Genomic DNA, 19,442 nt, shown 5'->3' on the forward strand with positions numbered 1-19,442 from the left:
GACACGTTCATGCGCCCTTTCTATCGCCAAGTCGTGATGCTAGGCGCTGCGTCAATTACATTGATAAAAGTTCAGGGGACCCGCCAAGGATGACCAATTATCCAACCAGCTTTGACCGCGATGATCTGTTGAAATGCGCGCGGGGTGAGTTGTTCGGCCCGGGCAATGCGCAATTGCCCGAACCACCGATGCTCATGATGGATCGGATCACGGATATTTCCGGCGATGGTGGACCCAGCGGCAAAGGGCATGTCGTGGCGGAATTTGATATCAAACCGGACCTTTGGTTCTTTGATTGTCATTTCCCCGGTAATCCAATCATGCCCGGTTGTCTTGGCCTTGATGGATTGTGGCAGCTGACTGGGTTCAACCTGGGGTGGCGCGGTTGGCTGGGGCGCGGCTATGCGTTGGGAGTTGGAGAGGTCAAATTGACCGGCATGGTTCGCCCAGATCGCAAAAAACTTACCTATTACGTGGATTTCACCAAGGCTGTTCAAACACGACGATTGACCATGGGCGTGGCCGATGGCCGTGTAGAGGCCGACGGTGAGATCATTTATCAAGTTAAAGATATGAAAGTCGCCTTGTCAGAGGCGTGAGGGGGAACATGCGTCGAGTCGTTGTAACAGGGCTGGGGATCGTCTCCTCAATAGGCAACAACACATCAGAGGTTCTGGCCTCTTTGAAGGCAGGCAAATCCGGCATCACCTTTAACGAGGCAATGGCCGAACATGGTTTCCGATCACAGATTGCCGGTTCGGTGAATCTGGATGTTGCGGAGCACGTGGATAAGCGCACGTTGCGATTTATGGGACCGGGCGCTGCCTATGCCCATATCGCGATGGGTCAGGCGATTGCCGATGCCGGATTGGAAGAAAGCGATGTCGTAAACCCCATGACCGGCGTGATTGCTGGTTCTGGCGGCCCGTCGACATCCGCGATGCTTACCGCGCATCAGACGGTTCTTAAAACCGGGGCTACGAAACGCGTGGGGCCATTCGCAGTGCCTAAGACGATGTCGTCGACGGTAAGCGCGAACCTTGCCACGGCGTATCAGATTAAGGGGATGAATTTCTCCATCACTTCGGCATGTTCCACATCGCTGCATTGCATCGGTATGGCGGCACAGCAAATCGCATTAGGCCTACAAGATGTGATGTTCGGCGGCGGCGGCGAAGAATTGGATTGGACGCTGTCCTGTTTGTTCGACGCGATGGGTGCCATGTCGAGCAAATATAACGACACGCCAGAGCGCGCATCGCGCGCGTTTGACGCAGACCGAGATGGATTTGTCATCGGCGGCGGCGGCGCAATTGTTGTGTTGGAAAGTTTGGAACGCGCCCAAGCGCGCGGTGCCAAGATCTACGCCGAGGTCACTGGCTTTGCTGCAACATCCGATGGCGCCGATATGGTTGCTCCTTCGGGTGAGGGCGGCGAACGCGCCATGCGCGGTGCTATCCGCACCCTCAATGAAGATCGCAAGGTCAGCTATATCAACGCGCACGGCACATCGACGCCCGTTGGCGATGTGGGTGAGATCGAAGCCGTTCGCCGGGTCTTTGGTGAGGGCGCAACGCCGCCGGTTAGTTCAACCAAATCTATGACCGGTCACAGCCAAGGCGCGACCGGTGCGCAAGAAGCGATCTATTGCCTATTGGCTTTGGACAACGATTTCATCATCCCATCGATCAATGTTGAAACCCTCGATCCGGCCTTGAAGCCAGAAGAAATCGCCACAAGCCTGGTGGAGAATGCGGGTCTCGACACGGTTATGACCAACTCCTTTGGATTTGGCGGAACCAACGGGTCGATGTTGTTGTCGAAATTTCACGGGTGAGATTGCGGCGAAACATCCAATAGTTGAGGTGGCGTAATATGGGTGTGCTTTCCGGAAAACGCGGGCTTGTGATGGGCGTGGCCAACGATCGCTCGATCGCGTGGGGCATCGCAAAAGCATGCGCAGAAGCTGGGGCTGAATTGGCATTCACCTATCAAGGTGAAGCATTTGGCAAGCGGCTTGAGCCATTGGCCGAAAGTGTTGGTTCGGACTTTCTGCTCGATGTCGATGTTACCGACGATGCATCTCTGGATGCGGCATTCGGTGCATTGAATGAGCGGTGGGAAACGTTGGATTTCGTGGTTCATGCAATCGCCTTTGCGGACAAATCCGAATTGTCCGGGCGCATTTTGGATACTTCGCGGGAGAATTTTAAAAACTCGCTCGATATCTCCGCTTACAGCCTGATCGAAGTGGCGCGCCGTGCGCATCCAATGATGGTCGACAATGGCGGCACACTGCTTACGCTGAGCTATATGGGATCGACCCGCGTCACGCCGAATTACAATGTAATGGGCGTTGCCAAAGCGGCGCTAGAGGCGGCGGTGCGGTATCTTGCCGATGACCTTGGGCCGGACGGTATCCGCGTCAACACAATTAGTCCCGGACCGATGAAAACGCTGGCCATGTCCGCAATTGGCGGTGCGCGCAGCACGTATAGACACGCCGACACCAACGCGCCGCTTCGCAGCAATGCAACGTTAGAAGCGGTCGGCGGTACGGCGGTGTATCTTTGCAGCGATGCTGGGGCCTGCACCACGGGTGAGATCATCCATGTCGATGGCGGTTTCCATGTGTTGGGCATGCCGCAATTCGAGAATTTGTGAGGGAGCATTCGTGATGCTGATCAAGGCAACCGACCTTTCCGAACCAGAGGTTGTGTCACTGCTCGAACTGCATCACGGGGAAATGGAGAAATTCTCTCCTCCGGGCACGTGCCATGTGCTTGATCTGAGCGGCTTGAAGTCTCCCGATATCGACGTTTATGCTGCATGGGATGGAGACACATTGCTCGCCATCGGAGCGCTAAAACAGCACGAAGGCTTTGGCGAAATCAAATCCATGCGCGCGCATCCAGAAGCCCGCGGGACCGGCGCGGGCAGGGCGATGCTCACCCATTTGGTAGATCGAGCGCGTGAGTTTGGTTTTGGTTCAGTAAAATTGGAAACTGGATCGGGTGAGCTTTTTGAAGCAGCACTGGGCCTTTATCGTGCATTTGGTTTCAAACCTTGCGGCTCATTTGCCGGCTATGAGCCGGGCGAGTTTAATCAGCTGTTTGCGTATCAATTGTAGTTGATTGAATCGGCGACGCGTCAGACACAGTCCCCAAAACTTGGTGGCCCATCACGTGATAGCACTTTGGTCATGCCTCTTTCCCACATCTCGCGATCACCATCGCGCATGTGCTCGTAGACTTTACTGTCGTCGTCCAAGGTGCAAATTCTTTGATCTGTGGTCGGCGCAACGCCTTGATGCGCCTTAAATGTTTGTAGCCCCTGCTCACCATCAGGCAGATTGCGGATCAGATAAGCATCAAACTGTTGCGCCCAAGATGACAATCGTGCCTGAAATTCAGGATCGTCGTTGGGGTAGCACAGCTGGCCTTGTACCTGAGCAAAATATACAAATACAGCACCGCAAAGGACGCCGCGCCCTGGAGGCTCAGGGTCCTCAGATGGAGGCATTGCCCCCAACAGAGTAATGCCCGCAATAGAAGCCAGCAGAGGCTTCAAGCAATCAGCGCCGTCAGTACTTGATCCGGTGGCCGGTGCCCATCGGCCCAGAACCGAATATTGGCGATGACTTTCTCACCAGATGCCTCGCGCCCTTCGACGGTGGCGCTGCCAATATGGGGTAGGGTCATGACATTGGGATGCTCCAACAACCGTCGGTCGACATTGGGTTCATCGGGGTAGACGTCCAGACCCGCACCCACGAGGTGCCCGTCTTGTAGGGCGGCGATCAAGGCCTCTTGATCGATCAATTCGCCGCGTGCGGTGTTGATGATACAAGAACCGCGTTTCATCATCGCGATACGATCGGCGTCCATCAATCCGCGAGTATCCTCGGTTAACGGGCAATGCAGCGTTAGAATATCCGCTTCGCCAACCAAGGCGTCGACATTGTCGACAAAGCGCGCGCCGAGCATGCTCTCAACCGCCTGAGGCAGAGGTTTGCGATTGGTGTAGGCGACCTCCAAACCAAACGCCCGAGCGCGGTGCGCGACCGCCTGTCCAATGCGGCCCATGCCGACTATGCCCAAGACTTTCCCGCCGAGCTTGCGTCCGAGCAATCCCGATGGCGCCCAACCTGTCCATTCGCCGCGTCGAACCAAACCCGTTCCTTCGCGAATGCGCCGAGGCACGCCGATAATGGCTGCCATCGCAATGTCGGCGGTGTCATCGGTAAAGACGCCGGGCGTGTTGGTGACTTTGATCTTTCTCTGCGCCGCTGCTGCCAGATCAATGTGTTCTACACCCGCGCCAAAATTCGCAATTAGACGGAGCCTTTCGCCTGCTTGCTCAATCATTTCTGCGTCGATTGTGTCAGTCACCGTGGGCACCAACACATCGCAATCGCCCATAGCCGCGATCAAATCGCCGCGAGTCATCGGAACATCGGAGGGGTTCAATGAGACATCGTACAATTCGCTCATCCGTGTCTCAACACTGGGTGCTAAGTGGCGGGTCACCACAACTTTGGGTTTGCCTGCCGGGAATTGCGGTGCTGGGTTCGTGTCTGCCATGTGAACCGCGCTAAGGGGTTTGGCCCGGTCCGGTCAAGCAGGCTCTCCCGGATTGGCACAGGTGCTCTCTCAATGCGTTTTAGTGGCTTGAAGAAATAACCGCCTCATGGCTATCACGCGCCCATGACTGTTAACCGAACATTTGCCATATTTTCCTTGTCTTTCGCCTGCGCAGCATGCGTCGCTTTAATAAGTTTTGTGCCAGAGGCCCGGGCCCAAGAACGCGAGACACCGTATTGGGCCACTTTGCGCTTTAACGAAGTGAACATGCGCGTTGGGCCCAGCACGGAATATCCGATCGAATGGGTGTATCAACGCGAAGGTTTGCCGGTGAAGGTGGTGCGCTTGTTGGATGGGTGGCGGTTTGTCGAAGACAGCGAGGGCACCCAAGGGTGGATCGCGTCGAGCCAGCTCAGCCCGTCATTGGGTGTCTTAATCGTTGGTGACGGGAACGTCATTTTGCGTGCCGACGCCGCACCGAACAGCGCCGTACGTTGGCGTGCAGAGCCCGGCGTGGTTGGCGATCTAATGTGGTGCAGGGACGATTATTGCGAAATCGACGTTGGTGGCCGCACGGGTTGGATACTGAAAGAACGGATTTGGGGGGCGGGAGACATGGTTCCCGCCTCGTAATTTTCTCCGTGATTTTCTAAAGTCTAACCCCGAAAAAATTAGGTCAGCTCAACCGCGATGGCAGTTGCTTCGCCGCCGCCAATGCAAAGGCTGGCAACGCCGCGTTTCTTGCCTTGTTGTTTCAACGCGTTGATCAATGTCACAATGATGCGTGTGCCCGACGCGCCGATTGGGTGACCCAATGCGGTGGCGCCTCCATTCACATTGATCTTGTCATGCGGAATGCCAATGTCGCGCATCGCGAACATCGCCACGCATGCAAACGCTTCGTTCACTTCCCAAAGATCGACGTCATCAATGGTCCATCCGGCGTTGGAGAGAACTTTCTCAATCGCACCAACCGGAGCGACTGTGAAATCTTTAGGTTCCCGCGCATGGGCGGCCATTGCGGTGATCGTGGCGATTGGAGACTGACCATTTTCATTCGCCACGCTCGCTCGGGTCAACACGACGGCCGCAGCACCATCAGAGATTGAGCTTGAGGTTGCCGCAGTGATCGTGCCGTCTTTGGCAAACGCTGCGCGCAATTGTGGGATTTTGTCCGGGCGTCCTTTGCCGGGCTGTTCATCGGTTTCGACCGTCACGTCGCCTTTACGCGTTTTGAACGTAACCGGCACAACTTCATCTGCAAACGCGCCGCTTTCGATGGCTGCGTTTGCACGGCTCAAAGATTCAATCGAGTAGGCGTCCTGTTCTTCGCGTGACAGTTGGTACGCATCGGCGGTGTCTTGCGCAAAGGTGCCCATTGCGCGGCCTTCTTCATAGGCATCTTCGAGCCCGTCCAAGAACATATGATCGTATGTAGTGTCGTGCCCGATTCGTGCGCCCGACCGGTGTTTTTTGAGGAGGTATGGCGCATTGGTCATGCTTTCCATCCCGCCTGCCACGACATAGTCGATGGTGCCGCTGGCCAACGCTTCGGCACCCATGATGACCGTTTGCATGCCGCTTCCGCAGACTTTGTTTACAGTGGTGGCCTGAACCGTTTTGGGCAAACCTGCTTTGATCATCGCTTGACGGGCAGGGGCCTGACCCAATCCAGCGGGAAGCACGCAGCCCATGTAACCCCGATCAAATTTGTCGCCGGATACGCCAGACCGTTCCACAGCCGCTTTCACAGCCGTCGCGCCGAGATCGGTTGCCGAAACATCAGAAAGAGCCCCTTGCATGCCGCCCATCGGTGTGCGGGCATAGGATAGGATGACGATGGGGTCAGCGGCGGAAAAATGAGTCATCTAAATCGTTCCTCTTGAGGGAGAGTGCAATGGTGCGCGTGATGTAGTGTCGCCGCCCAAAATTGGCAATGCGAAGGAGCCGTTCAAAGCGGGTCAACAACCGGCGGCTTGCAACGCGAAGGGGATTGCGCGACAAACGATGGCAAATTGAAACCAAAAAGTCGGGAGAGAGCACGATGGCCAACGCCAAGACAGACGATCGTAAGGATGAATTGGACCAGCTGCTGAAGCTGCAACGTGACGCTTTCACTGCGTCCCGGCCCGAGGATATGGCCATGCGCAAGGATCGCATCAAACGCGCCATGGCCATGGTCAAAGATCATGCGGACGCGTTTTGTAAAGCGATGAGTGCAGATTTCGGTAGCCGTTCGGTAGAACAGAGCATGTTGACCGACATCGCGGCAACCGTGGGCGCGGGCAAGCACGCGCTCAAGAATATGGACAAATGGGCCAAAGCGGAAAAACGTCCGGTTCAATTCCCATTGGGATTGTTGGGCGCAAAGGCCGAGGTTCGCTATGAACCAAAGGGTGTCATTGGCATTTTGTCACCTTGGAATTTCCCAGTGCAACTCGCAATCGGCCCGTTGATGCAAGTTTTGGCGGCAGGCAATCGCGCCATGATTAAACCAAGCGAGTTCACCGAACGCACCAGCCAGTTGATGGCGGAATTGGTCGACGAGTATTTTACGCGCGATGAAGTCGCCGTGATCACGGGCAGCCCAGAGGTTGCCGCTGCATTCTCGTCATTGCCGTTCGATCATCTGGTCTTCACCGGCTCAACGGCCACCGGTCGGCGCGTTATGGAGGCCGCCGCTAAGAACTTGGTCCCGGTTACATTGGAATTGGGCGGAAAATCGCCAGTCGTCATGGGGCGCAGCGCCGATTTTGCGAAAGCGGGTGAACGGATTGCGTTGGGCAAAATGATGAATGCCGGTCAAATCTGCCTTGCCCCCGACTACATGTATGTTCCCGAGGATAAGCAGGACGAGGCCGTTGCCGGCGTTTCCAATGGTGTGGCCGCTATGTACCCGACCCTGTTGGAAAACGAAGACTACGCATCTATCGTATCGGACCGTCACTTCGAGCGGCTCCAAGGGCTTGTCGAAGACGCCCGCGAAAAGGGGGCAGATGTGGTCGAAGTGAATCCCGGCAACGAAGACTTCGCCAATGCGAACCAACGCAAGATGCCTCTGACCATCCTAAAGAACGTCACCGATGAGATGGAGGCGATGCAGGAAGAAATCTTTGGCCCGGTTTTGCCGGTTAAGACCTACAAGGCTGTCGATCAGGCGGTCGATTACATCAACGAGAACGACAGCCCACTTGGCCTTTACTATTTTGGTGATGACAAGAGCGAGCAAGAGCGCGTCTTAAACCGCACGATTTCCGGCGGTGTGACAACCAATGACGTGCTCTTCCACATTTCGATCGAAGATTTGCCATTTGGTGGCGTCGGGCCGTCGGGAATTGGCAGCTATCATGCGATAGAGGGCTTCCGCGAGTTCAGCCATGCGCGGGCCGTGTATCATCAACCAAAAATCGACATCGCGAAATTGGGCGGGTTTAAGCCGCCGTATGGCAAATCCACCGAAAAAGCGGCTGCTCAGATGATGAAATGATCCTATCATAGGCTCTCACCCCGGTGGTACCGTTTGCATCGGAAGGTTCATTGAAACCTACCGACGGCGCCACCGGGGGTAAGAAAGCCAAGGATATGAAACCGTTCCCCCGCGAATCCGCCAAATTATCCTTAGTGATTCTTCGGATTGCCCCGGGCACAAAGCAGCATTCGATTTAGTGCAACAGATATGCTCAGCTTTGCCCGAGTCGAACCCTTGCGCCGGGCAAGCGAGCGGCCTATTGGCAGGCCACTTGGGATTAACAACGCTTGGACATGGCTGTGATCGACCTCTCTCAGTATCTGCCGATACTGTTATTCATTGGCATCGCCTTTGGGCTCTCCGTATTGTTTGTGTTCTTACCGATGGGCGTGTCGCGCCTAACCGGTGCGCACAACCCGGATGAGGAAAAGAACTCAGAATATGAATGCGGTTTCCCCGCGTTTGAAGATGCACGCAGTCAGTTTGACGTGCGTTTCTATCTCGTCGCCATCAGCTTTATCATCTTCGATCTCGAAGCCGCGTTTTTGTTCCCTTGGGCTGTAAGTCTGGGTGAAACAGGTTGGGCCGGCTGGATCGGTATGATGACATTCTTGGGTATTTTGGCGGTTGGCCTTGCCTACGAATGGAAAAAGGGAGCTTTGGACTGGGAATGAGCACTCTAGTTACCCCGCCACAGGGATTGCCCGATATTTCCGCGCTTGAAACCGCGAAGGGCGGCGACATGCGCGCGCCTGACGCCGATTATTTTAAGGCGATGCAAACCGAAGTGAATGACAAGGGGTTCCTTGTCACTTCCACCGAAGATTTGTTTCAGTGGGCGCGCACCGGATCGCTTTGGTGGATGACATTTGGCCTGGCGTGTTGCGCGGTTGAAATGATCCACGTGAACATGCCGCGTTACGACATGGAGCGGTTCGGCATCGCTCCGCGCGCGTCACCGCGTCAATCGGACGTGATGATTGTGGCAGGCACGCTCTGCAATAAAATGGCGCCCGCTTTGCGCAAAGTGTACGATCAGATGTCCGATCCCAAATATGTGATCAGCATGGGTTCCTGCGCCAATGGCGGCGGCTATTACCATTATTCCTACAGCGTGGTTCGCGGTTGCGATCGGATTGTGCCCGTAGACATCTATGTGCCCGGCTGCCCTCCCACTGCAGAAGCGTTGCTGTACGGCGTAATGCAGCTTCAACGCAAAATCCGTCGCAGCGGCACGATTGAGCGGTGATATGATGCTTGCTCGCAAGACTGTCCGATCATTAGGCGCTGCAGTTGCCCTATCCCTTGTTGTGTCTTCAGGCACCGTGATGGCGTTGGACGCGCATGATGACGGAGAGGCCGTTCCTGCCGACGTTTCGGTCGTTGAATTCACCGTAGCGGACTCCACGGTTTCGGTAACGATCCCGTGTGCGGTCACCATGCCGGGGCCTCCCGGTGGCGATGATTTTCAAAGCACCGTGTGCATCGATGGCGATCAGATGTTTGTCTTTGCGGGATCGGAAGGCGTAGCGACCGGCAATGTCGGTCCGATGGTCTCTGATTTCGATGCAGCCTACGAAGAAATCGAAACATCCCCCGACACCACGAGCCTTGTTTCGGAAGAAGTAGACGGGCGCCGCACTTTGCGCGCTGCTCGTGGTCCGGATCCGGCGTATGGTGTGATGCAGGCCGTTGAATTGGCCGATGATGCGGTTGTTTATGTAATCGCCATGTCGCGCCCCGGTGCCGAAGAACCGCTTGACGAAAGCGCAAGGCAAAGAATGAGCGATTTTGTGAACTCATTGGAGATTGGGGAATGACCGTTTTGCATTCTGCTCCGAAATTCGCCTCAAATGCTGGCGTGGTTGATGTGTTGAGCGAAGCTCTCAACGATTGGCTGGATGGTGCGAAGGAACAGCACGGGGAAATCATCCTCACCGTAAAGCGCGAGGCGATTGCGGATGTGTTGCGCGTGTTGCGCGATGACCATGCGTATCAACAGATGGTTGAAATTGCGGGCGCGGATTACCCCGATCGGGCCGAACGGTTCGAAGTGGTCTACATGTTGCTTTCGCTGACTAAGAACCACCGCATCATGGTCAAATGTTCGACCGACGAAGCGACGCCGGTGCCCACGATTACAACATTGTGGCCCAATGCCGGTTGGTTGGAACGCGAAGTGTTCGACATGTACGGCGTCGTTTTTGACGGCAATGCCGATTTGCGCCGCATCCTTACCGATTACGGTTTTGAAGGGCACCCTTTCCGCAAGGATTTCCCAATGACCGGCTACACTGAGTTGCGTTATTCCGAAGAGGAAAAGCGCGTTGTGTATGAGCCGGTGGAACTGCCTCAGGATATGCGCACATTTGACTTCCTTTCCCCGTGGGAGGGCTCTGATTATGTGCTTCCCGGCGACGAGAAAGCGGAAGATGAGAAAGGGGACGACAAATGAGCGTCCAAATCGAAGAATCGCCCACCACTGACGGCGATATCATCACAAATTACACGATCAATTTCGGGCCTCAGCACCCCGCAGCACACGGCGTTTTGCGGATGATCATGGAGCTGGACGGCGAAGTGATTGAACGCGTTGATCCGCATGTCGGATTGCTTCACCGAGGCACCGAGAAACTGATCGAGAGCAAGACCTATCTTCAGGCTCTCCCATATTTTGACCGGCTCGATTACTGTTCACCGCTGTGTCAGGAGCACTCATATGTGCTCGCGATTGAAAAGCTGTTGAACATCGAAGTTCCAGAGCGTGCGCAATATTTGCGCGTTCTGTTCGCAGAGCTGACCCGCATCTGTAACCACATGCTCAATATCGGTGCGCACGTCATGGATGTGGGCGCGATGACTCCGAACCTTTGGGTGTTTGAGCTGCGCGAAGATTGCCTCAACTTCTTTGAACGCGCATCGGGCGCGCGCATGCACTCAGCATGGTTCCGCCCCGGCGGCGTGCATCAGGATGTGCCTGAAAAACTGCTCGTCGATATTGGCGATTGGCTCGACAACCGCTTTTTCCAATTGTTCGATGATGCGATGAGCCTGGTGGTCGACAACCGCATCTTTAAACAGCGCAACGTCGATATCGCGGTCGTTGGCCGCGATGATGCGATTGCATGGGGCTTTAGCGGCCCGATGATCCGCGCCGCTGGCATCCCATGGGATTTGCGCAAATCACAGCCTTACGATGTCTACGACCGCATGGAATTTGATATTCCGGTGGGGACGAACTCGGATTGTTACGACCGTTTCATGGTGCGTCTGGCCGAAGTGCGCGAAAGCGCGAAGATCATCAAACAATGCATCCGCGACATGCCGCAAGGCCCAATCGCGAGCACCGATGGCAAAGTCTCCCCGCCAAAACGCGGCGAGATGAAGCAGTCGATGGAAAGCCTGATCCACCACTTTAAGCTCTACACCGAAGGCTTCCACGTGCCCGAAGGCGAAGTTTACGTCGCCACCGAAAGCCCCAAGGGTGAGTTTGGCGTGTATTTGGTCAGCGACGGCAGCAACAAACCATACCGCTGCAAGATCCGTCCGACCGCGTTCAGCCACCTTCAAGCGATGGACTTCATGAGCAAAGGGCACATGCTGCCCGACGCCACCGCCATTCTGGGCGCGATTGATGTTGTGTTTGGGGAGTGTGACCGGTGAGCGGAGGGAAGACCTTACTCTTGATGACCGCTGCTGCAATTATCGCGGGGCCGGTGATTTTTTACGCCTTGTTCGCACCTGAGGGCGGTTTTCTTCAAGTGTATGGAGGTAACGGTTGGCTCGTTTCTGGCGTCCTGATTGGGGGCATGGTGATTTGGTGGATCGCGGCGCTTTGGCTGGGGCATACCGCGACAACGAACGACAAACCTGAGAATTCTGAACATGGCTGACCGTACACCTGCACCCGATACGCCTGAACTCCGCGCGCGCTGGGGTGACTTCGCTTGGACGAAGGAAAACAAGGCTAAGGCGGATTATCACATCGCCAAGTACCCGGACGGGCGCCAGAAATCGGCAGTGATGGCGCTGCTCGATCTGGGTCAGCGTCAGGTTGGTGCAGAGACAGACACACAAGGCTGGCTGCCGCTGCCGGTGATCGAATATATTGCGAAATATCTCGATATGCCGGTCATCCGCGTGCTCGAAGTCGCGACCTTTTATTTCATGTACAACATGAAGCCGGTCGGAAAATTCCACGTGCAGGTATGCGGCACGACGCCGTGCATGCTGCGCGGTTCGGACGACATCATCAGCGCGTGTAAGAAACGCGGCATGGCCAAGGGCGAAGTTTCGGAAGACGGCCTTTGGACCCTTACTGAGGTTGAGTGCATGGGTAATTGCGCTACCGCGCCGATGGTTCAGATCAACGATGACAATTACGAAGATTTGACCGCAGACCGCCTTGATGCGGTTTTGGATGCGTTGGCCGCCGGTGAAACGCCAAAGGCGGGAACGCAGGAACCGGGTCGCCACACATCCGAACCAAAGGACGGCGTAACGTCGCTTAAAGCGATGGTTGATGCGAACCACGATTATCGGGGTGAGTATTGATGGAAGAAGACAAGACCGATTACCGCACACTAGGGATTGTGTTCTTGATCGCAGGCTTTGGCCTGGCGATCAGCCTTGGCGTGACTGTGGGGCCAGCTTTTATGCCATCGGGGTTGGCTTTGATCATTGTGGGCGCGGTCTTTTTGACCAAGAAAAATGCTGAGGATGATCAATGAACGGCGGCGTTCTCGCCTTGATGATCGCCGGTCTCGTCGGCTTTGGCGTCGGCGCGTATCTCGCCGCGACGGGAGATCGGACCACGGGCATCGCATTGATGGCAATGGGTTTGATGTTTCAGGTTCTGACATTGCGTCAATTGAAACTGGCAAAGTCGAAGGATGATGATGATGCCGGTTGAGAAAGACATGAATTATAAGACCGGCGGCATGGCTTTCATCGCGTTGGGCGCGGTGTTTATTCCTACCGTCAATGTCGCTTTGGGTGCAGCGTTTTTGGCGATCGGTGCCGCGCTTATCTCGCAACATAAAAGCAAAGACGCCGACCGGTTAGAAAATGGAGATGAAAGCTGATGCTGGCTGATAAGGACCGCATCTTCACCAACGTCTATGGCTTCCAAGATTGGGGTCTAAAGGCGGCGCAAAAGCGCGGCGATTGGGATGGCACGAAAGCGTTGATTGAACGCGGCAACGACGCGATCATCGATGAGATGAAGGCATCGGGTCTGCGCGGGCGGGGCGGGGCAGGTTTCCCTACTGGTCTCAAATGGTCGTTCATGCCCAAATCATCGGCAGATGGCCGGCCCAGTTTTCTGGTCATCAACGCCGATGAATCCGAACCGGGCAGTTGTAAGGATCGCGAGATCCTGCGTCATGATCCACACAAATTGATCGAAGGCGCTTTGGTCGCAGGCTTCGCCATGCGTGCACGAGCGGCGTATATCTATGTTCGCGGTGAATATATCCGCGAAGCTGAAACGCTCCAGGCGGCCATCGACGAAGCCTATGAGGCTGGCCTGATCGGAAAGAATGCTAGCGGGTCCGGCTACGATTTTGACGTGTTCATGCACCGGGGTGCTGGCGCGTATATTTGCGGTGAAGAAACCGCGATGATCGAAAGCCTCGAGGGCAAAAAAGGTCAGCCGCGTTTGAAGCCGCCATTCCCGGCGGGCGCGGGCCTTTATGGGTGTCCCACCACGGTCAACAATGTTGAAAGCATCGCGGTGGTTCCAACGATCCTGCGACGCGGCGCGTCTTGGTTCAGCAGCTTTGGCCGCGAAGGCAATGCGGGGACTAAGCTATTCCAAATCAGCGGCCACGTTGAAAACCCATGCGTCGTCGAAGAAGCGATGAGCATTCCGTTTGAGGAGCTGATCGAAAAGCATTGCGGCGGCATTCGTGGCGGATGGGACAATCTGCTTGCGGTGATCCCGGGCGGTTCATCTGTTCCGTTGGTTCCTGCCGATCAAATTCGCCATGCCCCAATGGACTTTGACGGTTTGAAAGAACTCGGCTCTGGTCTTGGCACGGCGGCGGTCATTGTGATGGACAAATCCACCGATATCGTGCGCGCGATCAGCCGATTAAGCTATTTCTACAAGCACGAATCTTGCGGCCAGTGCACGCCGTGCCGCGAAGGCACCGGTTGGATGTGGCGCATGATGGAGCGGCTTCGCACAGGCGATGCGGCCATCGAAGAAATTGACATGCTGCAAGAGGTGACGAAGCAGGTCGAGGGGCACACAATCTGCGCGTTGGGCGATGCGGCGGCGTGGCCCGTGCAAGGCCTGATCCGTCACTTCCGGCCAGAGTTGGAGCGCCGGATCCACGAGCATAATGCACAATTTGCGGAGGCGGCAGAATGAGGCACCTCATCGCCGCCTTATTGTTTGTTGTGTTGGCGGGCGGGGCAATTCTGCCTGTTCACGCGCAACTTTCGCCCGGTACTTCGGGCTACAGCAGCGCGCCCGTCGAAGGCTCGGAGCGTGATTATTGGTATTTGGTGCGTCAATTGGGCCATTGCCTCTCCAGCTCGAAGAAAGACGAGGCCGTCACGTTTCTTTCCACGGTGCCGGGATCGCGCGCCGAGGGATCGGCGTGGGATGATTTGTTCAACAACGGCCGGAGCAACAATCCGTGCATGCAGACATTCGTTTCAGCCTCGATCGTAAGAGCGCATGTTCGCGGTGCGATGGCTGAAGCGATTTTCGAACGGCATGTCAAAGATTTGGATGGTCAATTCTCTCCTACCTTTGATGAACCAGAAAGTGTTGCGAGCATTCATGATTTTGCCGACTGTTTTGTCGCGCGGCACTACGATACGGCGCAAAACTTGGTTGAAGAGACCAAGATTTCGTCGCGCGGAGAGCTGCAATTCATCCGGGAAATTGTTTCAGAGTTTGGACCTTGCCTTCCGCAAGGGCGAGACGTTGAAATCGTTCCAACAGACGTGCGCCTCGCAATTTCCGAGGCGCTATATCGCACCACGATCACCGATAACGGCGACAACCAGAGCGTAGGAGGTAGCGATGCCTAAAGTCACCGTAGACGGCCAGACAATCGAAGTTCTGGAAAAGGACTATCCTCTTGCAGACGTGCGAAGGGACGGAACAAAGAACGCCCCTAAGAAAACCATTGGCTATTCAATCAGCGCGGGCTCTGCTGTGGCTGCGATTGCGCTCGCGGTTGATCGCTATGGCGAATTTGCAGTTGGAGCAGAGAGCTTTGCCAGTTGGGCAATACCTCCCCTCGCTTTCGCTGCACTGACTGCCACGACCTTTGCAGCCGTAAAACTTGGCTATCCGGCGAAGGAAGAAACCGATGCCTAAAGTCACCGTAGACGGCCAAGAAATTGAAGTCCCTCAGGGCGCGACTGTTTTGCAGGCTTGCGAGCAGGCGGGCAAAGAGATCCCGCGTTTCTGCTATCATGAACGGCTGTCCATCGCCGGCAATTGCCGCATGTGCTTGGTCGAAGTGAAGCCGGGGCCGCCTAAGCCTCAGGCATCGTGCGCTTTGCCAGCGGGTGAGGGGCAGGAAATCCGCACCGACACGCCTATGGTCAAAAAGGCGCGCGAAGGGGTGATGGAGTTTCTCCTGATTAACCACCCGCTTGATTGCCCGATTTGCGATCAAGGCGGAGAGTGCGATTTGCAGGATCAAGCCGTTGCCTATGGACGCGGTGGTTCCCGGTATGAGCGCGAAGACAAACGCGCCGTGACCGAGAAATACATGGGCCCGCTGATCAGCACGACCATGACCCGCTGCATTCACTGCACACGCTGCGTTCGGTTCTCCGAAGAGATCGCGGGTGTTGACGAAATCGGCGCGCTTTATCGCGGCGAAGACATGCAGATCACGACCTATTTGGAGCAGGCCGCGTCACACGAATTGTCTGCGAACGTGATCGATTTATGCCCAGTGGGCGCTTTGACGTCGCGCCCCTATGCGTTCGAAGCGCGGCCATGGGAATTGAAGCGCACGCTCAGCATCGACGTCTCTGACGCCGTGGGCGCGAACATTTCGCTGCATTCCAAAGGCCGCGAAGTCATGCGGGCGCTCCCGCGCATCAACGACGACGTTAATGAGGAATGGCTCTCTGACAAGGCGCGGTATCAGGTCGATGGCCTGACAAAACGGCGGCTTGATAAAGTGTTCGTTCGCAAAGGCGGCAAGCTCGCGGCTTCGAACTGGAGCGATGCGTTTGACGCCATCGCTTCGCACCTTGGCGATGACACATCGTCCATCGCGGCTGTTGCGGGCGACATGGTCGATTGCGAAACGATGTTCGCGGCCAAAACGCTGCTTAAGGCTTGCGGATCGTCGCTAATCGAAGCGCGCCAGACCGGAATGACATACGATGTGTCGAACATCGCAGCGGTGAATTTCAACTCAGGGCTCGCTGGGATTGAAACAGCCGATGCTATCCTGATCATCGGCAGCCACATCCGCTGGGAAGCGGCACTGGTGAATGCGCGTATTCGCAAAGCTGTAAAGTCTGGCGCGAAGGTGTTTGTCGTCGGCCCTGAATGGGAAACGACCTATCCCGCTGAATTCCTTGGTGAAGATCTAAAGGTGCTTAATCGCGTTCCCAAAGCATTGGGCGATGCGATGAAGGCGGCTGAACGCCCTGCGGTTATCCTTGGCGGCGCGGCATTGGCAAATGGGGCATTGGCTCCGGCGCTCAAACTGGTCGACAAATTTGGCCTCGTGAAAGACGGTTGGAACGGATTTAACGTGCTGCATATGAGCGCGGCGCGGATGGGTTCGCTGATGCTCGATTTCACGGTACCGGGCGGCATGGCGGACATCGCCGCACAGTCACCTAAGGTTGTGATCAGCCTCGGTGCGGATGAAATGGACCACGAACCGTTTGCCGACAGTCTAAAGGTCTATATCGGCCACCACGGCGATAAGGGCGCGCATGCGGCCGACGTGATTCTTCCGGCAGCAAGCTATGCCGAAAAAGACGGAACATACGTCAACACCGAAGGGCGCGTGCAGTTTGCAGAGAAATCTGTGTTCGCGCCGGGTGATGCGCGTGAAGATTGGACGATTTTGCGAGCCTTGGCCGACGCGTTGGGCGTTGATGTTGGTTTCGACAGTTTTGCCGAATTGCAAAGCGCCATGATCGTCGAAGTGCCTGCATTGGGTGAAGAGGCGGTGGCCGATTATGGCGCGCTGCCGAAAGCCGACAGCAAAGCGAAAGGTGAAGGCACTATTTCTGCCTACCCGATCAAAGATTTCTACCTCACCAATCCAATTGCCCGTGCAAGCGCGGTGATGCAGCAATGTTCGGCAGAACTGATCCACGGCGATGAGCTGAAGGAGGCTGCGGAATGACCGAGTTCTTCCAAGGTTTAGGCATGTCTTATGAATGGGCATGGGGCGTTGCCACTATTGCAGGCATTTTGCTCATTGCGCTGCCGCTTATGCTTGCGGTGGCGATGGTGATCTATGTCGATCGCAAAGTTCTGGGCGCGATTATGTTGCGCCGGGGGCCGAACGTGGTTGGCCCGTTTGGCTTGCTGCAGAGCTTCGCTGACGGCCTAAAGGTTTTCCTTCAAGAGACGATCATCCCGACCGCTGCGAACAAAGGGATTTTCCTCCTCGCGCCGATCATCACATTCACTGTCGCTTTGGCGGCGTGGGCGGTGATCCCGTTCGCGGATGGCGTTGTTTTGGCCGACATCAATGTAGGCCTTCTCTACATTCTCGCGATCAGCTCACTGGGCGTTTACGGCGTCGTGATGAGCGGGTGGGCGTCTAACTCCAAATACCCGTTCTTTTCGGCCATGCGCGCGGCGGCACAGATGATCTCTTACGAGGTCTCCATCGGCTTCATTCTGGTCTGCGTCGTTCTGTGGTCAAAGTCGTTCAACATGACAGAGATCGTGCTCGCCCAAAAAGGGCACGGGCTTGGGATCGTCAATGGGTTCTTCTTCAACCCGCTTCTGTTCCCGATCTTCGTGGTGTTTTTCATTTGCGCGCTCGCAGAAACCGCCCGTGCACCGTTCGATCTGACTGAGGCGGAGAGTGAGCTTGTCGCCGGGTATCAAACCGAATATTCGAGCATGAGCTTCGCGCTGTTCTGGCTGGGTGAGTATGCGAACATTTTGTTGATGTGCTCGCTGTGCACGCTGCTGTTCTTTGGAGGGTGGTTGCCACCGATCGAATGGGCACCGCTGTATTATGTGCCGGGCTTTATTTGGTTCCTGCTCAAGACGTTTGGCTTCTTCCTCGTCTTCAGCTGGATATGGGCGACCGTCCCGCGGTATCGCTATGACCAATTGATGCGGCTTGGCTGGAAGGTGTTCCTGCCGATGAGCCTGATCTTTGTCGCACTCATCTCAGGTTATCTGATGGCCACGGGGCATTTCGGTGAGCAGTTTGCGATAATTGATTGGAACGCATCATGAGCATTTTAGCATTCGCTACCGCAGCTCTAATGGTGCCACTTGGCGATACTGATGCGGTCTTCGATTGCTTGGGTGGTGAGCGTGATCCGGGCAAAGATTGGTCGCAAATTCCTGAGACACTCGACAAAGCCTTTAGCTTTCGAGTGAACGGTCTGCGCACGATGTTTGAGAGTGATGAGGTCGACAATGAGATTGCACCACCTTCGGACCGTTTCGTATTTGAAGGCCACTGGTTTGATCCAGATGGCGTCTCGATCCTCCGTGTAAACTCAGAATACGACCAGATTAGTCTCCACGGACAGGAATACACAGTCTATTTCAACGAGCCGCTGGCGAAAGGTTGGGTGGTTGCGGCCGGTTACAACCGCGTGTCAGACGATCAGAACCATTCATTCGTCTGCCACGCAACATTGGGCTGGGAAGCTGACATTTCCGATTACAACTCACAGGAAGCGGGATGACGCTATGACCTCCGCAAAACAGCTCCTCAAATCGTTCACCCTTTGGGAATTCCTCAAGGCGCATGCGCTAACCTTGAAGTATTTCTTCAAGCCAAAGGTGACGATCAACTATCCGTTTGAGAAATCGCCGCTGTCCCCGCGTTTTCGCGGTGAGCATGCGCTTCGCCGCTATCCCAATGGCGAGGAACGCTGCATCGCGTGCAAACTCTGCGAGGCCGTGTGCCCCGCGCAAGCGATCACGATTGAGAGCGAACCGCGTGATGACGGCAGCCGCCGTACGACGCGCTACGACATCGACATGACCAAATGCATCTATTGCGGTTTCTGTCAGGAAGCCTGTCCAGTGGACGCCGTGGTTGAGGGACCAAACTTTGAATACGCCACCGAAACGCGCGAGGAATTGCTCTATGACAAAGCAAAATTGCTCGCAAATGGTGACAAATGGGAACGGGCCATCGCGGCCAATCTTGAAGCCGATGCACCCTATCGTTAAGGGCGCCCCG

Annotated in this window: 25 protein-coding genes and 1 pseudogene; 23 read left to right on the forward strand and 3 right to left on the reverse strand. The window is 55.7% G+C overall.

What is annotated here, in order from left to right:
- Positions 1-89: 89 nt before the first annotated feature.
- Genes fabA through BQ8290_RS11620 form a run of 4 tightly spaced genes read left to right on the forward strand, consistent with a single transcriptional unit; the run spans position 90 to position 3,130 of the window.
- Positions 90-599 (forward strand): bifunctional 3-hydroxydecanoyl-ACP dehydratase/trans-2-decenoyl-ACP isomerase, encoded by a 510-nt coding sequence (fabA, locus tag BQ8290_RS11605; RefSeq protein WP_108790449.1) that lies wholly within the window; start codon positions 90-92, stop codon positions 597-599.
- Between the two features lie 8 nt (positions 600-607).
- Complete coding sequence (locus BQ8290_RS11610) at positions 608-1,837, forward strand: beta-ketoacyl synthase N-terminal-like domain-containing protein (RefSeq protein ID WP_108790452.1); 1,230 nt, start codon at positions 608-610, stop codon at positions 1,835-1,837.
- A 38-nt stretch (positions 1,838-1,875) separates the two neighbouring features.
- Complete coding sequence (locus BQ8290_RS11615; RefSeq protein WP_108790455.1) at positions 1,876-2,664, forward strand: SDR family oxidoreductase; 789 nt, start codon at positions 1,876-1,878, stop codon at positions 2,662-2,664.
- Between the two features lie 13 nt (positions 2,665-2,677).
- The gene (locus BQ8290_RS11620; RefSeq protein WP_108790458.1) at positions 2,678-3,130 is read left to right on the forward strand and encodes a GNAT family N-acetyltransferase; all 453 of its coding nucleotides are present in this window, start codon (positions 2,678-2,680) and stop codon (positions 3,128-3,130) included.
- Positions 3,131-3,150: 20 nt separating this feature from the next.
- Here BQ8290_RS11620 and BQ8290_RS11625 read toward each other — a convergent pair whose 3' ends face one another.
- Together BQ8290_RS11625 and BQ8290_RS11630 are read right to left on the reverse strand one after the other, a co-directional pair.
- Positions 3,151-3,570, reverse strand: coding sequence for a hypothetical protein (locus BQ8290_RS11625; RefSeq protein ID WP_337661357.1), 420 nt, complete (start codon positions 3,568-3,570; stop codon positions 3,151-3,153).
- A complete protein-coding gene (locus BQ8290_RS11630) occupies positions 3,567-4,583 on the reverse strand; it encodes an NAD(P)-dependent oxidoreductase (RefSeq protein ID WP_108790464.1) in 1,017 nt (338 codons plus the stop codon). Before BQ8290_RS11630 ends, BQ8290_RS11625 begins: the two co-directional genes overlap by 4 nt.
- Positions 4,584-4,850: 267 nt before the next feature.
- On the opposite strand from BQ8290_RS11630, the gene BQ8290_RS11635 reads away from it, so the two are divergent.
- On the forward strand, positions 4,851-5,216 hold the full coding sequence (locus tag BQ8290_RS11635) for an SH3 domain-containing protein (RefSeq protein ID WP_337661358.1): 366 nt from the start codon (positions 4,851-4,853) through the stop codon (positions 5,214-5,216).
- Positions 5,217-5,254: 38 nt separating this feature from the next.
- Here the strand turns inward: BQ8290_RS11635 and BQ8290_RS11640 are convergent, their stop codons facing one another.
- The gene (locus BQ8290_RS11640) at positions 5,255-6,451 is read right to left on the reverse strand and encodes an acetyl-CoA C-acyltransferase (RefSeq protein ID WP_108790470.1); all 1,197 of its coding nucleotides are present in this window, start codon (positions 6,449-6,451) and stop codon (positions 5,255-5,257) included.
- Positions 6,452-6,627: 176 nt separating this feature from the next.
- On the opposite strand from BQ8290_RS11640, the gene BQ8290_RS11645 reads away from it, so the two are divergent.
- The 18 genes and pseudogenes from BQ8290_RS11645 to nuoI all read left to right on the forward strand — a co-directional run bounded on the left by BQ8290_RS11645 (position 6,628) and on the right by nuoI (position 19,432).
- The gene (locus BQ8290_RS11645) at positions 6,628-8,070 is read left to right on the forward strand and encodes an aldehyde dehydrogenase family protein (protein ID WP_108790473.1); all 1,443 of its coding nucleotides are present in this window, start codon (positions 6,628-6,630) and stop codon (positions 8,068-8,070) included.
- Positions 8,071-8,351: 281 nt separating this feature from the next.
- Complete coding sequence (locus BQ8290_RS11650) at positions 8,352-8,726, forward strand: NADH-quinone oxidoreductase subunit A (RefSeq protein ID WP_108792347.1); 375 nt, start codon at positions 8,352-8,354, stop codon at positions 8,724-8,726.
- A 68-nt stretch (positions 8,727-8,794) separates the two neighbouring features.
- Entirely contained in the window at positions 8,795-9,301 is a 507-nt protein-coding gene (locus tag BQ8290_RS11655) for a NuoB/complex I 20 kDa subunit family protein (RefSeq protein WP_337661510.1), read from the forward strand.
- Between the two features lies 1 nt (position 9,302).
- Positions 9,303-9,872: a hypothetical protein gene (locus BQ8290_RS11660; RefSeq protein WP_108790479.1), complete on the forward strand. Its 570-nt coding sequence runs from the start codon at positions 9,303-9,305 to the stop codon at positions 9,870-9,872.
- Positions 9,869-10,489: pseudogene (locus BQ8290_RS11665) on the forward strand (NADH-quinone oxidoreductase subunit C); the annotation flags it as partial. The gene BQ8290_RS11660 and the pseudogene BQ8290_RS11665, both read left to right, overlap by 4 nt.
- Positions 10,490-10,503: 14 nt before the next feature.
- The gene (locus BQ8290_RS11670; protein ID WP_108790485.1) at positions 10,504-11,715 is read left to right on the forward strand and encodes an NADH-quinone oxidoreductase subunit D; all 1,212 of its coding nucleotides are present in this window, start codon (positions 10,504-10,506) and stop codon (positions 11,713-11,715) included.
- 23 nt (positions 11,716-11,738) lie between these two features.
- Positions 11,739-11,945: a hypothetical protein gene (locus tag BQ8290_RS11675; RefSeq protein WP_337661359.1), complete on the forward strand. Its 207-nt coding sequence runs from the start codon at positions 11,739-11,741 to the stop codon at positions 11,943-11,945.
- Complete coding sequence (locus tag BQ8290_RS11680) at positions 11,938-12,606, forward strand: NADH-quinone oxidoreductase subunit NuoE (protein WP_108790491.1); 669 nt, start codon at positions 11,938-11,940, stop codon at positions 12,604-12,606. Before BQ8290_RS11675 ends, BQ8290_RS11680 begins: the two co-directional genes overlap by 8 nt.
- On the forward strand, positions 12,606-12,782 hold the full coding sequence (locus BQ8290_RS15205) for a hypothetical protein (RefSeq protein ID WP_337661360.1): 177 nt from the start codon (positions 12,606-12,608) through the stop codon (positions 12,780-12,782). Before BQ8290_RS11680 ends, BQ8290_RS15205 begins: the two co-directional genes overlap by 1 nt.
- Entirely contained in the window at positions 12,779-12,964 is a 186-nt protein-coding gene (locus BQ8290_RS11685; protein WP_108790494.1) for a hypothetical protein, read from the forward strand. Before BQ8290_RS15205 ends, BQ8290_RS11685 begins: the two co-directional genes overlap by 4 nt.
- A gap of 7 nt (positions 12,965-12,971) precedes the next feature.
- On the forward strand, positions 12,972-13,136 hold the full coding sequence (locus BQ8290_RS11690) for a hypothetical protein (protein ID WP_337661361.1): 165 nt from the start codon (positions 12,972-12,974) through the stop codon (positions 13,134-13,136).
- A complete protein-coding gene (nuoF, locus tag BQ8290_RS11695; protein ID WP_108790499.1) occupies positions 13,136-14,428 on the forward strand; it encodes an NADH-quinone oxidoreductase subunit NuoF in 1,293 nt (430 codons plus the stop codon). The genes BQ8290_RS11690 and nuoF overlap by 1 nt, the downstream gene beginning before the upstream one ends.
- On the forward strand, positions 14,425-15,099 hold the full coding sequence (locus BQ8290_RS11700; protein ID WP_108790502.1) for a hypothetical protein: 675 nt from the start codon (positions 14,425-14,427) through the stop codon (positions 15,097-15,099). Before nuoF ends, BQ8290_RS11700 begins: the two co-directional genes overlap by 4 nt.
- Positions 15,092-15,391 (forward strand): hypothetical protein, encoded by a 300-nt coding sequence (locus BQ8290_RS11705; protein WP_108790505.1) that lies wholly within the window; start codon positions 15,092-15,094, stop codon positions 15,389-15,391. The genes BQ8290_RS11700 and BQ8290_RS11705 overlap by 8 nt, the downstream gene beginning before the upstream one ends.
- Entirely contained in the window at positions 15,384-17,402 is a 2,019-nt protein-coding gene (nuoG, locus tag BQ8290_RS11710; protein ID WP_108790508.1) for an NADH-quinone oxidoreductase subunit NuoG, read from the forward strand. Before BQ8290_RS11705 ends, nuoG begins: the two co-directional genes overlap by 8 nt.
- The gene (gene nuoH, locus BQ8290_RS11715; RefSeq protein WP_108790510.1) at positions 17,399-18,478 is read left to right on the forward strand and encodes an NADH-quinone oxidoreductase subunit NuoH; all 1,080 of its coding nucleotides are present in this window, start codon (positions 17,399-17,401) and stop codon (positions 18,476-18,478) included. Before nuoG ends, nuoH begins: the two co-directional genes overlap by 4 nt.
- Positions 18,475-18,939 carry a hypothetical protein gene (locus BQ8290_RS11720; RefSeq protein ID WP_108790513.1) on the forward strand — a complete coding sequence of 155 codons (465 nt, stop codon included), beginning with the start codon at positions 18,475-18,477 and terminating at the stop codon, positions 18,937-18,939. Before nuoH ends, BQ8290_RS11720 begins: the two co-directional genes overlap by 4 nt.
- A gap of 4 nt (positions 18,940-18,943) precedes the next feature.
- Positions 18,944-19,432, forward strand: coding sequence for an NADH-quinone oxidoreductase subunit NuoI (nuoI, locus tag BQ8290_RS11725; protein ID WP_108790516.1), 489 nt, complete (start codon positions 18,944-18,946; stop codon positions 19,430-19,432).
- The last annotated feature ends 10 nt before the right edge of the window (positions 19,433-19,442 follow it).

The organism is Erythrobacter sp. Alg231-14 (assembly GCF_900149685.1).
In the GTDB taxonomy this organism is placed as follows: Bacteria; Pseudomonadota; Alphaproteobacteria; order Sphingomonadales; family Sphingomonadaceae; genus Erythrobacter.

What these genes read in the sequence shown, in the direction of transcription:
- fabA (WP_108790449.1), top strand. Translation starts at nt 90, where the DNA reads ATGACCAATTATCCAACCAGCTTTGACCGCGATGATCTGTTGAAATGC.
- BQ8290_RS11610 (WP_108790452.1), top strand. Translation starts at nt 608, where the DNA reads ATGCGTCGAGTCGTTGTAACAGGGCTGGGGATCGTCTCCTCAATAGGC.
- BQ8290_RS11615 (WP_108790455.1), top strand. Translation starts at nt 1,876, where the DNA reads ATGGGTGTGCTTTCCGGAAAACGCGGGCTTGTGATGGGCGTGGCCAAC.
- BQ8290_RS11620 (WP_108790458.1), top strand. Translation starts at nt 2,678, where the DNA reads ATGCTGATCAAGGCAACCGACCTTTCCGAACCAGAGGTTGTGTCACTG.
- BQ8290_RS11630 (WP_108790464.1), bottom strand. Translation starts at nt 4,583, where the DNA reads ATGGCAGACACGAACCCAGCACCGCAATTCCCGGCAGGCAAACCCAAA.
- BQ8290_RS11635 (WP_337661358.1), top strand. Translation starts at nt 4,851, where the DNA reads ATGCGCGTTGGGCCCAGCACGGAATATCCGATCGAATGGGTGTATCAA.
- BQ8290_RS11640 (WP_108790470.1), bottom strand. Translation starts at nt 6,451, where the DNA reads ATGACTCATTTTTCCGCCGCTGACCCCATCGTCATCCTATCCTATGCC.
- BQ8290_RS11645 (WP_108790473.1), top strand. Translation starts at nt 6,628, where the DNA reads ATGGCCAACGCCAAGACAGACGATCGTAAGGATGAATTGGACCAGCTG.
- BQ8290_RS11655 (WP_337661510.1), top strand. Translation starts at nt 8,795, where the DNA reads ATGCGCGCGCCTGACGCCGATTATTTTAAGGCGATGCAAACCGAAGTG.
- BQ8290_RS11660 (WP_108790479.1), top strand. Translation starts at nt 9,303, where the DNA reads ATGATGCTTGCTCGCAAGACTGTCCGATCATTAGGCGCTGCAGTTGCC.
- BQ8290_RS11670 (WP_108790485.1), top strand. Translation starts at nt 10,504, where the DNA reads ATGAGCGTCCAAATCGAAGAATCGCCCACCACTGACGGCGATATCATC.
- BQ8290_RS11675 (WP_337661359.1), top strand. Translation starts at nt 11,739, where the DNA reads ATGACCGCTGCTGCAATTATCGCGGGGCCGGTGATTTTTTACGCCTTG.
- BQ8290_RS11680 (WP_108790491.1), top strand. Translation starts at nt 11,938, where the DNA reads ATGGCTGACCGTACACCTGCACCCGATACGCCTGAACTCCGCGCGCGC.
- BQ8290_RS15205 (WP_337661360.1), top strand. Translation starts at nt 12,606, where the DNA reads ATGGAAGAAGACAAGACCGATTACCGCACACTAGGGATTGTGTTCTTG.
- BQ8290_RS11685 (WP_108790494.1), top strand. Translation starts at nt 12,779, where the DNA reads ATGAACGGCGGCGTTCTCGCCTTGATGATCGCCGGTCTCGTCGGCTTT.
- BQ8290_RS11690 (WP_337661361.1), top strand. Translation starts at nt 12,972, where the DNA reads ATGAATTATAAGACCGGCGGCATGGCTTTCATCGCGTTGGGCGCGGTG.
- nuoF (WP_108790499.1), top strand. Translation starts at nt 13,136, where the DNA reads ATGCTGGCTGATAAGGACCGCATCTTCACCAACGTCTATGGCTTCCAA.
- BQ8290_RS11700 (WP_108790502.1), top strand. Translation starts at nt 14,425, where the DNA reads ATGAGGCACCTCATCGCCGCCTTATTGTTTGTTGTGTTGGCGGGCGGG.
- BQ8290_RS11705 (WP_108790505.1), top strand. Translation starts at nt 15,092, where the DNA reads ATGCCTAAAGTCACCGTAGACGGCCAGACAATCGAAGTTCTGGAAAAG.
- nuoG (WP_108790508.1), top strand. Translation starts at nt 15,384, where the DNA reads ATGCCTAAAGTCACCGTAGACGGCCAAGAAATTGAAGTCCCTCAGGGC.
- nuoH (WP_108790510.1), top strand. Translation starts at nt 17,399, where the DNA reads ATGACCGAGTTCTTCCAAGGTTTAGGCATGTCTTATGAATGGGCATGG.
- BQ8290_RS11720 (WP_108790513.1), top strand. Translation starts at nt 18,475, where the DNA reads ATGAGCATTTTAGCATTCGCTACCGCAGCTCTAATGGTGCCACTTGGC.
- nuoI (WP_108790516.1), top strand. Translation starts at nt 18,944, where the DNA reads ATGACCTCCGCAAAACAGCTCCTCAAATCGTTCACCCTTTGGGAATTC.